This is a genomic window from Altericroceibacterium xinjiangense (genome assembly GCF_003958635.1).
Classification (GTDB): Bacteria; Pseudomonadota; Alphaproteobacteria; order Sphingomonadales; family Sphingomonadaceae; genus Altericroceibacterium_A; species Altericroceibacterium_A xinjiangense.
Genome location: NZ_RSEK01000003.1, coordinates 181,995 through 194,151 on the forward strand (window position 1 = coordinate 181,995; position 12,157 = coordinate 194,151).

The window sequence follows — 12,157 nt, forward strand, 5'->3', positions numbered from 1 at the left end:
ACCTCCCCAGGAAAACTGACTAATCCCGCGATTTGTGTGTAACTTTCTTGCGGATCAGATGCGAGTTGCCGTCGATGCACCGTGCCAAGGGCGGGGCCGCCTGACAATTCAGTAGAGTTACGGGGTATAGTGACGCCAGCGTTGCGGAACGGTCTGCCTGCCCGTACATCAGTGCCATCGCATGCTGACCCTGCTGGCCATCCGCAATATCGTGCTGATCGAGGCGCTGGACCTTTCCTTCGGGCCGGGCCTCGGCGTGCTGACTGGCGAAACCGGCGCGGGCAAGTCGATTCTGCTGGATGCGCTGGGCCTCGTGCTGGGCAATCGGGCAGATTCGATGCTCGTCCGTGCTGGCGAGGACCAGGCGAGCGTTACGGCATCCTTCGACTGTGCGAAACTGCCGGACCCGGTTCGCGAGATGCTGGCGGAAGCCGAAGTCGAGATTGAGCCCGGAGAACCGCTGATCCTGCGCCGCCGTCTGAAAGCCGACGGGGGATCGAAGGCGTTCGTCAACGATCAGCCCGTAAGCGTGGCCCTGTTGCGCGCACTCGGGCCGATGCTGGTGGAACTCCACGGTCAGCACGATGATCGCGGACTGGTCAATCCGCGCGGCCATCGGGCGCTGCTCGATCGGTACGTCGGGGCTGACACCGCCTCGGTCGCCGAAGCCTGGCGCACCTGGCAAGCGGCTGAAGAAAAGCTCACTGCAGCACGCGAGACGATCGAGCAGGCGAAGGCGGACCAGGACTTGTTGCTGGCGCACCTGACCGAGCTGGCCGCAATCGAGCCGCAGGAAGGCGAGGAGGAAGACCTCGCTGCAACCCGCACGACAATGCAGAAGGGGGAGAAGCTTTCGGGCGACCTCGATGAACTGCGCGCGCTCTGGGACGGATCGGATTCCGCGCTTGCGATCCTGCGGACGGCTGCCCGGCGGCTGGACCGGATTTCCGAAGAGCATTCGTTGCTGGCCGAAGCGCTGGCCGCGCTCGACCGGGCGGTGATCGAAGCTGGGGAAGCGGAGGAAAAGCTCGCGCGGGCGGGGGAGGCCTTGCAGTTCAACCCTGCCGAACTTGACCGGATCGAGACGCGGTTGTTCGATTTGCGCGCGCTTGCTCGCAAGCATGGCTGCGCGGTGGACGATCTGCCCGGCGTGATGCGCGACATGCGCACCCGGCTCGACGCGATCGAGCACGGGGAAGAAGAGATCGGAAGCCTCCAGGCCGCCGCGAGTGCGGCGCTTGAGGTCTATCGTGCGCAGGCCGAAGCAGTACACGCCCAGCGGCTGGCCGGGGCCAAGCGGCTGGACGCGGCGGTTGCGGCCGAACTCGCGCCGCTGAAGCTGGATGCGGCTCGGTTTCGCACCGCCGTAACCGAGCTTCCGGAGGATCGCTGGGGCCCGAGCGGGGTGGATGCGGTCGAATTTCTCATCGCGACCAATCCCGGCGCCGATTTCGCGCCGCTGGCAAAGATCGCGAGCGGCGGTGAATTGTCGCGTTTCGTGCTTGCGTTGAAAGTCGCGCTGGCGGAGCAGGGCGGGGCGGGTACCGTCATTTTCGACGAGATCGACCGCGGCGTCGGCGGCGCGGTCGCCAGCGCGATCGGGGAACGGCTCGGCCGGCTCGCGGGGCACGAGAACGGCGGGCAATTGCTGGTGGTGACTCACTCGCCGCAGGTGGCCGCCCGGGGCGACACGCATTACGTGATCCACAAATCGAGCGAGGGAACCGTGACGCGCACCAGCGTTGCACTGCTCGATCCCGCAGGTCGCCAGGAAGAGATTGCGCGCATGCTTTCAGGTGCCGAAATCACCCTTGAGGCGCGCGCGCAAGCCGACCGGTTGCTGGAACGCGCTTAAGCGATTCAGCGTACGCGAATCCGCTTGTCACAAGCACTTGTTTGTGATTCCTGTCAGCCAATGGCAACGCACCCTTCCACCCATACTTTTCTGCGCGACAAGATCACCCAGTTCGGGGCTCTCGGGTACCTGTTGCTGCTCGGCGGGCTGGCGCTGGCCGGACCGTCGGGCCTGCTCGCGTGGGGGGAAAACGTGGCGCTGCTCACCCAGCGGCAGGACCGGATAGCCCACCTGACGAAGGAGCGGGATACGCTGGCGAACCGGGTGGCCCTGCTGAACCCCGATCGCGCCGATCCCGATCTGGTGACCGAGCTGATGCGGGAGAACCTGAATGTCGCTCATCCGGACGAATACATCATCGATCTCAGCCAGCGCTGATTTGGTGGACGTCGCCTGCTGGAAATCCGCGACCGCCTGATAACGGCATCGCGGGCGTTGCCAGTGCGCCGCGCTTCCGACTATAGACCGCAAAACATCGCTGTGCGGGCCGCTTCCGCACGCAGAAGGGGACAGACGTCTTGGCTAAAGCCGCCACTTCCGATTCCGGTACAACCGCCTCCGGCCCGGCCCGGGATTCTTCCGACCAAGCGGGCGGCGACAACTTCGAATTGCGCAGCCTGCAGGATTCGTTCGAAAGCGAAAAACGCTACACGGCGAGCCAGGATGAGCTGATCGGCTTCTACAAGCAGATGCTGCTGATCCGCCGCTTCGAGGAAAAGGCCGGACAGCTTTACGGGCTCGGCCTCATCGGCGGGTTCTGCCACCTCTACATCGGGCAGGAAGCTGTTGCGGTCGGCCTGCAGTCGGCGCTGCAGGAAGGCAAGGACAGCGTCATCACCGGCTACCGCGATCACGGGCACATGCTGGCCTACGGCATCGATCCCAAGGTGATCATGGCGGAACTGACTGGTCGCCAGGCCGGGATCAGCCATGGCAAGGGCGGGTCGATGCACATGTTCTCCACCGAGCATGCTTTTTATGGCGGGCACGGGATCGTGGGCGCGCAGGTATCGCTCGGCGCGGGACTCGCGTTCGCGCACAAGTATCGCGACGACGGCGGCATCTGCCTCGCCTACTTCGGCGACGGCGCGGCGAACCAGGGCCAGGTTTACGAATCCTTCAACATGGCCAGCCTGTGGCAGCTGCCGATCGTGTTCGTGGTTGAGAACAACCAGTACGCGATGGGCACCTCGGTCAAGCGCAGCTCGGCCGAGACGGAGTTCTACCGCCGCGGAACGGCGTTCCGCATTCCGGGGATCGCCGTCAACGGAATGGACGTGCTGGAAGTGCGCCGCGCCGCCGAGGTTGCGTTTGCGCACGTGCGCGAAGGCAACGGGCCGGTGTTGCTGGAGCTGAACACCTATCGCTACCGCGGGCATTCGATGTCCGATCCGGCGAAATACCGCACGCGTGAGGAAGTGCAGGGCGTGCGCGAGACAAGCGATCCGATCGAGCGGGCGAAAGCCGAGCTTGCCGGGATGGGCGTGGATGAGGAAACGTTGAAACAGATCGACAAGGATATCCGCGCCGCGGTGGCCGAGGCAGCGGACTTCGCGGAAAAATCGCCTGAGCCGGATGCGTCCGAACTCTACACCGACGTTCTGGTGGAGAGCTACTGATGGCCATCGAGCTGAAGATGCCCGCGCTTTCCCCGACGATGGAGGAAGGGACGCTGGCCCGCTGGCTGGTAAAGGAAGGCGACGAAGTCTCCTCCGGGACCGTGCTGGCCGAGATCGAGACCGACAAGGCGACGATGGAATTCGAATCCATCGATGACGGAACCGTCGGCAAGATCCTGGTGGCCGAAGGAACCGAAAACGTCGCAGTCGGCACCGTGATCGCCCTGCTGGCGGCCGAGGGCGAAGATGTCTCCGCCATCACGGCCCCCTCTGTTCCGGCCGAAGCGCCGGGTGAAGGCAAGGAAGTCGGCCGCGCTCCGGATCAGTCGGAAATCACGCGCAAGGCTGCGCAGGAACGCCCGAAGAAGCGCGATCCCGAGATCCCCGCCGGCACCAACATGGTCACCGTTACTCTGCGTGAGGCCCTGCGCGACGCGATGGCCGAAGAAATGCGCCGCGACGACCGCGTGTTCGTGATGGGTGAGGAAGTCGCCGAGTACCAGGGCGCCTACAAGGTCACGCAAGGCCTGCTCGACGAATTCGGCCCGAAGCGCGTAATCGATACGCCGATCACCGAATACGGATTTGCCGGAATTGGCACCGGCGCGGCCATGGGCGGCCTGCGTCCGGTGGTCGAGTTCATGACCTTCAACTTCGCGATGCAGGCGATCGACCACATCATCAACTCCGCCGCGAAGACCAACTACATGTCGGGCGGGCAGATGCGCTGTCCGGTCGTATTCCGCGGCCCGAACGGCGCGGCGAGCCGGGTGGGCGCGCAGCACAGCCAGAATTATGGTCCATGGTACGCCAGCGTACCCGGCCTGATCGTGATCGCGCCGTACGACGCCTCCGACGCGAAGGGCCTGCTGAAAGCCGCGATTCGCAGTGAGGATCCGGTCGTGTTCCTGGAAAACGAGTTGCTCTACGGCCGCAACTTCGAGCTGGCCCAGCTGGACGACCATGTCCTGCCGATCGGCAAGGCGCGCATCATGCGCGAAGGATCGGACGTGACGATCGTGTCCTATTCCATCGGCGTTGGCCTGGCGCTCGAAGCGGCGGAAAAGCTGGCCGAAGAAGGCATCGATGCCGAAGTGCTGGATCTTCGCACCCTCCGCCCGCTCGACAAGGAAGCGGTGCTGGAAAGCCTGGCGAAGACGAACCGGGTGGTCGTCGCCGAAGAAGGCTGGCCGACATGCTCGATCGCGTCCGAAATCATCGCGATCTGCATGGAAGACGGTTTCGACCATCTTGATGCCCCGGTGGTCCGGGTCTGCAATGAAGACGTGCCGCTGCCCTACGCAGCCAATCTCGAAGCGATGGCGCTGATCGATTCGGACCGGATCGTCGCTGCGGCAAAGAAGGTCTGCTACCGCGACTGACGAGGCGCTTCTCTCGTTACTCGGCCTGCCGCAGAGGCTGGCGCTGTCCTACTGTCCGGCCCGGACGCGCCAGCCGACGCTTGCGCTGCTGGCGCTGGACGGCAGGCTTGCCGAACTCGTGCGCAAGAAGCGGGAGCCGATCCTTGCGCAGATGCGGCTCGCCTGGTGGCGCGATACGCTTGAGAAAGACCCGTCGGACTGGCCGCGCGGCGACCCGGTGCTGGCGGCGCTTTCCGAATGGCCCGATCGCGCCGCGCTGATCGATCTGGTGAACGGGTGGGAGCGGCTGCTCGGCGAAACGCTGGACGAAGCGGCGGTCACGGAGTTCGCAAACGGGCGCGGCGTGGCGTTTGCGGCGCTCTCCCACCGCATCGGCGAAGCGCAAGCGGCGCCCCTCGCGGTCCGCGCTGGGTATGTCTGGGCCTTGGGCGACCTTGCCGCCAATCTGAGGGACGCGCAGGAGCGAGCGCTGGTGGTTGAACTGGGGCGGGCGGGAACGCCCTTGGCTAGCCTGCCGCGCGCATTGCGTCCGCTGACGGTTCTTGCTGGCCTCGCGCGGCAAAGCCTGTCCCGGGGAGGGACTCCGTTGCTGGAAGGCCCGGCCAGCGGTTTGCTGGCCTTGCGCCTGGGGGTCACTGGCCGGTAAACCGGAGGCGAGGGGGAATCGCTGTGAACCGGATCGTGCTTGGGGCGCTGCTGGCGCTCATGCTAGCGGCTGTTGGCTTGTTCTGGATGGAGGGACGGGCCGAAGTCGAGCAGGCCGCGCCTCCTCCCGCGCCCCTTCCGGTCCCCACGCCCGAGGTCCTGCCAACTGCCGATGTCGCCGGGCTGAAAGGCCCGGCACTGCCGGAAGCGACCGAACTGACGCGGGAGCAGCGGCGGTTCTATCTTTACGACCGTAACCGCGACACGATCATCTCGCGCAACGAGATGCTCTCCAGCCGCGCGGATGGCTTTCGTAAGCTCGACGTCGACGGCAACAACCTCCTGACCTTCGAGGAATGGGCTGTCGCGACGGTGGACCGGTTCGAAGGTGCCGATGGCGATCGGGACGGCGAGCTTACGCCAGCGGAATTCGCGACCACGGCGCCGAAGCGCAAGGCGAAGCCGCGTTGCCAGTGCTGACCGTCTTCTGAAAAGTCGCGACGACGGGGCCGCCTAGGCGGGAACGCCGTCGATCTCCTCCAGCCATGCGCCCAGATCGGCCTTGGCGCGATCGGTGTAGGCTTGCTTACGCTGCTTCTTCTTGACGTCGTGCAGCGGCGGGAAAAGTCCGAAGTTGACGTTCATGGGCTGGTAGCTTTCGGCTTCCGCATCCCCGGTGATGTGGGCGAGCAGGGCCCCCATCGCGCTGGTGCGCGGCGGCGGTGTCCAGTCGCGCCCGCCCAGCTCCGCTGCCGTCATCAGCCCCGCAAGCAGCCCGACTGCCGAGCTTTCTACGTAGCCTTCGCACCCGGTGATCTGGCCGGCAAAGCGGATGTGCTCCGCCCCGCGCAGCCGCAACTGTCGATCGAGCAGCACTGGCGAATTAAGGAACGTGTTGCGGTGCAAGCCGCCCAGCCGCGCAAACTCCGCGTTTTCCAGCCCAGGAATCGTGCGAAACAGGCGGACTTGCTCGGCGTGGCGCAGCTTTGTCTGGAAGCCGACCATGTTCCACAGCGTACCGAGCTTGTTGTCCTGCCGCAGCTGGACCACGGCGTAAGGCCAGCGGCCGGTGCGCGGTTCATCGAGCCCGACCGGCTTCATCGGCCCGTAGCGCAGCGTCTCCACCCCGCGTTCCGCCATCACCTCGATCGGCATGCAGCCTTCGAAGTACGGCGTGTCGGCTTCCCACTCGCGGAAGGTGGTCTTTTCCCCCTCGATCAGTCCCTGGACGAAGGCATAGTACTGGTCCTTGTCCATCGGGCAGTTGATGTAGTCTTTTCCGTTACCCTTGTTCCAGCGAGACTGCATCCAGCACACGTCCATGTCGATGCTGTCGAAATGGACGATCGGCGCAATGGCATCGAAGAAGGCGAGGCTTTCCCGGCCAGTGGCCTTGCCGATGCTTTCAGCCAGGGTCGCGGCGGTCAGCGGGCCGGTCGCGACGATGGTCAGGCCATTTTCCGGCAAGACGTCGACTCGCTCCCGGCGGACCTCGACATTGGGATGGCTTTCCAGTGCCTTCTGCACTTCGGCGGAAAACACGTCGCGGTCGACCGCCATCGCGGAGCCTGCGGGAACCCGGGCGACTTCACCGGCGCGCATAATCACCGAATCGAGCCGCCGCATTTCATCGTGCAACAGGCCGACCGCGTTATTCTGGCTATCGTCCGACCGGAAGCTGTTGGAGCAGACCAGTTCCGCCAGCCCGTCCGTCTGGTGCGCGGGTGTGGACCCGCCGCCGCCGCGCATTTCGGAGAGGAGGACACGGATGCCGCGCTGCGCGAGCTGCCAGGCCGCTTCGCTTCCTGCCAGTCCGCCGCCGATGATGTGAATGTCATGAGCCATGGCGGGCGATTGGTCCCGTGGGGCCAAGGCGTCAAGGGCAGGCTACGGCATCAGGCGCGCCGCGTGAGCCTTCATTGCGCTGGCGAGCCACAGAGTGAACCCGGTGCCTTGCGCCTCGAACCGGTCTGAAAAGCCGGGAGCGGTAAGATAGAGATCCGCCAGCCCGGCATAGGCCATCGGCGTGCACTCGCGGTTCCAAGTCTCTTCGACCCACGCAAGATGGCGGTCGAGCTCAGGAGCGAGGCAATCGTCCTCAGGAGAGCAGCCGGCCGCAAAGCGCGCGGCCAGCGGAGTGGTCGCCTCCCGAAGTTCGGCAAACGCATCGCGGCCGTCGTTCTCACCCATGGTGGCCAGCGCTGCCTTTCTCGTTCGAACGGAAGGAGATGGGGTTGCGCAAGCCCATCCCATCTCCTTCCCGATCAATCAGCGTCCGGTTCGTTGGGGACGTTGTCGTCGCTGCTGTAGGTCGTGTGCGGGGTCGTCTCGGATGTTTCGCGGCCGAGCATTTCCTCCACGATCGCTTCTTCCGCTTCGTTCTCCGGGCCTTCTTCCTGGTCCAGCCGGACAGCGCTGACGACTTGTTCGCCCGGGGCGACGTCGAACAGGCGCACGCCCGCGCTGTTGCGCCCGATCACGCGCAGGGAATCGAGCGCGATACGAATCAGCTTCGCCTGATCGGTCACCAGCATGAGCTGGTCCTGCTTGGTCGCGGTGAAGCTGGCGACCACGCAGCCATTGCGATCGATGTTGTCGATATTGACGATGCCCTGGCCGCCGCGCCCGATCCGCCGATACTCATAGGCGGAGGACAGCTTGCCGTAGCCGTTGGCGCAGATCGTGAGGATGAACTGCTCCTTCTCCGCCATTTCGGCGAAGCGCTCCGGCGGCAAGGCAGGCTCTCCCTCCCGGTCCGGCTTCCACGGTGCGTGGCGGAGATACTCTTCGCGCTGTTCCGGCGTAGTGCCGACGCGGTGGAGGATCGACAGCGAGACGACCTCATCCCCTTCGCGCAGGTTCATGCCGCGTACGCCGGTGGAGGTGCGGGACTGGAATTCGCGGATGTCGTCGGCGGCAAAGCGAATCGCCTTGCCCTCCCGGGTGGCGAGCAGCACGTCGTCCGACGCATCGACCAGGGCGACGCCGATCAGCCGGTCGTCGCTGCCTTCCTCGAACCGCATCGCCAGCTTCCCGTTCGACGGGATGTTGGCGAACGCGTCCATCGAGTTGCGGCGCACGCTGCCTTTCGCCGTCGCGAACACCACGTGCAGAGCCCCCCAGCTGTCCTCATCTTCCGGCAACGGCAGGACCGTGGCGATGGTCTCCCCCTGATCGAGCGCAGGCAGCAGGTTGACGATCGGGCGTCCGCGCGTGGTCGGGCCGCCCTCGGGCAGCTTCCACACTTTCAGGCGATAGACCTTGCCCGCGGTCGAGAAGAACAGCACCGGATTGTGCGTGCTGGTGACGAACATCTCGCTCACCGCATCAGCATCCTTCGTCGCCATGCCGGCGCGGCCCTTGCCGCCCCGGTTCTGGGCACGGAAGGTCGAAAGCGGCGTGCGCTTGATGTAGCCGTCAAGCGTGACCGTCACGACCATCTCGTCACGCTCGATCAGGTCTTCGTCGTCCAGTCCGTCCCAGGCGGGAGCGATCACCGACACCCGAGGGGTGGCGTAAGCCTCCCGGATCGCCTGAAATTCCTCACGCATCACGGCATAGAGCCGCACCCGATCTGCCAGGATCGCGAGGTATTCGGCAATGTGCCCCGCAAGCTCCTTCAGCTCATCGCCGATCTCGTCGCGCCCAAGCGCGGTGAGGCGGTGGAGCCGCAAGTCGAGGATCGCCTTCACTTGCCGTTCGGACAAGCGATAGGTGCCGCCTTCCTGCTCCACGTTCGGCTCGATCGCTTCAATCAGGCGGATGTACTGCGCGATCTCGCCGATCGGCCAATCACGGGTAAGCAGCTTTGCGCGGGCAGCGGCCGGGTTGGCCGATCCGCGGATGATCGCGACGACTTCGTCCATGTTGGTCACGGCGACCACAAGGCCCAGCAAGATATGCGCCCGTTCCCGCGCCTTGTTCAGTTCGAACTTGGTGCGGCGGGTGATCACTTCCTCGCGGAAGGCGATGAACGATTCGATGATGTCCCGGAGAGTCAGGACTTCCGGTCGGCCGCCGCGGATCGCCAGCATATTTGCCGGGAAGCTCGACTGGGCGGGGGTATGCCGCCAGAGCTGGTTCAGCACGACTTCGGGCGTGGCGTCGCGCTTGAGGTCGATCACCACGCGCACGCCTTCGCGACTGGATTCGTCGCGGATGTCCGACACGCCTTCGATCCGCTTTTCCTTCGCGGCCTCGGCAATCTTTTCCACCAGGCCGGACTTCCCGACCTGGTAGGGCATGCTGGTCAGCACGATCGAGCGGCGGTCCCCCCGCGTTTCCTCGATCGCGTGGCGGCAGCGCATCAGGACCGATCCGCGCCCGGTGGTATAAGCCGCGCGCGCGCCGGCCTGACCAAGTATCAGCGGAGCGGTTGGGAAGTCGGGTCCCGGAATGATTTCGAACAGCTGTTCGGTGGTGATCGCCGGATCGTCGATGAATGCAAGGCAGCCGTCCAGCACTTCACCGAGGTTGTGCGGCGGGATGTTGGTGGCCATGCCGACCGCGATGCCGCCCGCGCCGTTGACCAGCAGGTTGGGGAAGCGGGCCGGAAGAACTGCGGGTTCCGAGCGTGACCCGTCGTAGTTGTCGACGAAATCGACCGTGTCCTTGTCGAGATCGTCGAGCAGGGCGGTCGTGACGCGGGCAAGGCGCGCCTCGGTATAACGCATCGAGGCGGGCGGATCGGGGTCCATCGACCCGAAGTTGCCCTGGCCGTCGATCAGCGGCACCCGCATCGACCACGGTTGCGTCATGCGCGCCAGTGCGTCGTAGATCGCGGAGTCGCCGTGCGGGTGATAGTTACCCATCACGTCACCGACGATCTTGGCCGATTTACGGTAAGGCCGATTGTAGACGAAGCCGCCTTCCTGGCTGGCATAGAGGATCCGCCGATGGACCGGCTTCAGTCCGTCGCGCACATCGGGCAGCGCGCGGGACACGATCACGCTCATCGCGTAATCGAGATAGCTGGACTTCATTTCATCGACGATGTCGATGCGTTCGAATTCGCCGGGGGTAGCCGGGGGATCGAGGACGTCGGTGTCGCTCACCTGCGGAAATCGCTTTCTGAAAACTCGGAACGGATGGGTGACGGAACCCTAGGCGATAGATCCGCAGGGAACCAGTCGAATGAGGGAACCAGGCAGCTGTTGCCGTGTTTTTCCACACTTGTTTCCTCGGGTCCGGATATAGGGAGGGCCGCAGGCGCGTTCAAACCCGGTTCACGGGGTATCGGGTAACAGATTGCAAATGAGGGTGCGCATAGGCACTAGCGGCCCGGAAAGTTTCGAAGAGTTAAAACCGGTGCACGACAGCCGGCCCTTATCGATAAAGCAGGAGAGTTCATCGATGCTTCGCAAGAAAAATCCTTCAGGCCACAAGGCTCGCCTCGGGACCCGGTTCGCCATGGCGGTTGCCCTGGCCAGCGGTACCATGCTTGCAGCCGGTGGCATCGCCGCTCCGGCCTCTGCCCAGCAGGCGAAGGCTGACTATTCCAAGAACTTCGTGAAGGTCTACAAGCCGGTCGCCGACGCGGTGAACGCCGAAGGCGGTGACTACAACGCCGCGCGGGCGCAGATCCCCGCCGTCCTCGCTGCCGCCTCTACTCCGGACGATCGTTTCGCCGCAGGGCAGCTGATCGTGTCGCTTGGCGGCAAGTTGAAGGACAAGGCGCTGCAGCTCCAGGGCCTGCAGACGATGGTCGCCAGCGGCAAGGCGCCGCCCGAACAGCTTGGGCAGTACAATTTCTTCATCGGCAACCTAGCTTTCGAAGCCAAGGACTACCCTACGGCCCGTGCTGCGCTGCAGGAAGCTCTGCGGGCAGGCTACCGGGAGAATGATCCGGAAGGCCTGATCGCCGAAAGCTATTTCGCGGAGAACAACACGCCGCAGGGTCTTTCATACCTGAAGGGCGTCATCGATCAGCGCACGGCCGCCGGTACGCAGGTGCCCACCAACTGGGTGCTGCGCGGGCTGAAGCTGGCCTACGAAAGCAAGGACCCGCAGCTCGCCACGGAATGGGCCGGTTACCTGGTGTCCACCAACCCGACCCCGGAAAACTGGACCAACGCGGTCCAGGTGGTCAGCGCGCTCAACCAGTTCGATGATCAGCAGTACCTCGATCTGCTGCGCCTGATGCGGAACACCCAGACGCTGGCACAGGCGAACGATTACAAGGCCTACATCCAGTCGGCCGATCCTCGCCGGATGGCGAACGAAGTACTGGCGGTGATCGAGGAAGGCGTATCTTCCGGGAAGCTCGCTTCGGACGATACCTACGTCCAGGAAGCCCGCCAGATCGCTCAGGGCCGCGCCGCAGCCGATCGGGCGGAAACGCCGGGTCTCGTTGCCGAAGCCCGCAGTTCCTCCAGCGGGACCACCGCGATGGGTACGGCCGAAGCGTTCCTGTCGTTTGGCGATTACGCCAATGCGGAGAGCATGTACCAGTTGGCACTTGAAAAGGGTGTGCAGAACCGTGACCAGGTCCTGACCCGACTCGGTATCGCGCAAGCGATGCAGGGCAAGTACGACGCGGCGCAAGCCACGTTCGACCAGGTCAGCGGCCCGCGCGAATCGATTGCCGAATTGTGGTCGATCTGGGCAGATAACAAGGCTGGCGGTGTCCGCGCCGGCGGCTAAGTCCGACCCAGCTA

The 12,157-nt window shown here is 64.7% G+C and carries 10 protein-coding genes; 7 read left to right on the plus strand and 3 right to left on the minus strand.

Annotation, left to right across the window (positions count from 1 at the left end; all coding sequences use genetic code 11):
* The first annotated feature begins 181 nt into the window (after positions 1-181).
* The 6 genes from recN to ELY13_RS04855 all read left to right on the plus strand — a co-directional run bounded on the left by recN (position 182) and on the right by ELY13_RS04855 (position 5,981).
* On the plus strand, positions 182-1,855 hold the full coding sequence (recN, locus tag ELY13_RS04830) for a DNA repair protein RecN (RefSeq protein WP_126172760.1): 1,674 nt from the start codon (positions 182-184) through the stop codon (positions 1,853-1,855).
* 60 nt (positions 1,856-1,915) lie between these two features.
* On the plus strand, positions 1,916-2,233 hold the full coding sequence (locus ELY13_RS04835; RefSeq protein WP_126172761.1) for an FtsB family cell division protein: 318 nt from the start codon (positions 1,916-1,918) through the stop codon (positions 2,231-2,233).
* Between the two features lie 140 nt (positions 2,234-2,373).
* Complete coding sequence (gene pdhA / locus ELY13_RS04840) at positions 2,374-3,474, plus strand: pyruvate dehydrogenase (acetyl-transferring) E1 component subunit alpha (RefSeq protein WP_126172762.1); 1,101 nt, start codon at positions 2,374-2,376, stop codon at positions 3,472-3,474.
* The gene (locus ELY13_RS04845) at positions 3,474-4,856 is read left to right on the plus strand and encodes a pyruvate dehydrogenase complex E1 component subunit beta (RefSeq protein WP_126172763.1); all 1,383 of its coding nucleotides are present in this window, start codon (positions 3,474-3,476) and stop codon (positions 4,854-4,856) included. Before pdhA ends, ELY13_RS04845 begins: the two co-directional genes overlap by 1 nt.
* A gap of 43 nt (positions 4,857-4,899) precedes the next feature.
* Positions 4,900-5,502 (plus strand): squalene/phytoene synthase family protein, encoded by a 603-nt coding sequence (locus tag ELY13_RS04850; RefSeq protein ID WP_277600632.1) that lies wholly within the window; start codon positions 4,900-4,902, stop codon positions 5,500-5,502.
* A gap of 23 nt (positions 5,503-5,525) precedes the next feature.
* The gene (locus ELY13_RS04855) at positions 5,526-5,981 is read left to right on the plus strand and encodes an EF-hand domain-containing protein (protein WP_126172765.1); all 456 of its coding nucleotides are present in this window, start codon (positions 5,526-5,528) and stop codon (positions 5,979-5,981) included.
* Positions 5,982-6,014: 33 nt separating this feature from the next.
* Here the strand turns inward: ELY13_RS04855 and trmFO are convergent, their stop codons facing one another.
* The 3 genes from trmFO to gyrA are packed head-to-tail and all read right to left on the minus strand — an operon-like array spanning position 6,015 to position 10,483.
* Positions 6,015-7,346: a methylenetetrahydrofolate--tRNA-(uracil(54)-C(5))-methyltransferase (FADH(2)-oxidizing) TrmFO gene (gene trmFO, locus ELY13_RS04860; RefSeq protein WP_126172766.1), complete on the minus strand. Its 1,332-nt coding sequence runs from the start codon at positions 7,344-7,346 to the stop codon at positions 6,015-6,017.
* Between the two features lie 42 nt (positions 7,347-7,388).
* Entirely contained in the window at positions 7,389-7,754 is a 366-nt protein-coding gene (locus ELY13_RS04865) for a TipAS antibiotic-recognition domain-containing protein (protein ID WP_126172767.1), read from the minus strand.
* Positions 7,755-7,765: 11 nt separating this feature from the next.
* Positions 7,766-10,483 carry a DNA gyrase subunit A gene (gene gyrA / locus ELY13_RS04870; RefSeq protein WP_241233555.1) on the minus strand — a complete coding sequence of 906 codons (2,718 nt, stop codon included), beginning with the start codon at positions 10,481-10,483 and terminating at the stop codon, positions 7,766-7,768.
* Between the two features lie 370 nt (positions 10,484-10,853).
* On the opposite strand from gyrA, the gene ELY13_RS04875 reads away from it, so the two are divergent.
* Positions 10,854-12,143, plus strand: coding sequence for a tetratricopeptide repeat protein (locus ELY13_RS04875; RefSeq protein ID WP_126172769.1), 1,290 nt, complete (start codon positions 10,854-10,856; stop codon positions 12,141-12,143).
* The last annotated feature ends 14 nt before the right edge of the window (positions 12,144-12,157 follow it).

Coding starts and splice junctions, on each gene's coding strand:
- recN (WP_126172760.1), top strand. CDS start 182: ATGCTGACCCTGCTGGCCATCCGCAATATCGTGCTGATCGAGGCGCTG.
- ELY13_RS04835 (WP_126172761.1), top strand. CDS start 1,916: ATGGCAACGCACCCTTCCACCCATACTTTTCTGCGCGACAAGATCACC.
- ELY13_RS04845 (WP_126172763.1), top strand. CDS start 3,474: ATGGCCATCGAGCTGAAGATGCCCGCGCTTTCCCCGACGATGGAGGAA.
- trmFO (WP_126172766.1), bottom strand. CDS start 7,346: ATGGCTCATGACATTCACATCATCGGCGGCGGACTGGCAGGAAGCGAA.
- ELY13_RS04865 (WP_126172767.1), bottom strand. CDS start 7,754: ATGGGATGGGCTTGCGCAACCCCATCTCCTTCCGTTCGAACGAGAAAG.
- gyrA (WP_241233555.1), bottom strand. CDS start 10,483: ATGAAGTCCAGCTATCTCGATTACGCGATGAGCGTGATCGTGTCCCGC.
- ELY13_RS04875 (WP_126172769.1), top strand. CDS start 10,854: ATGCTTCGCAAGAAAAATCCTTCAGGCCACAAGGCTCGCCTCGGGACC.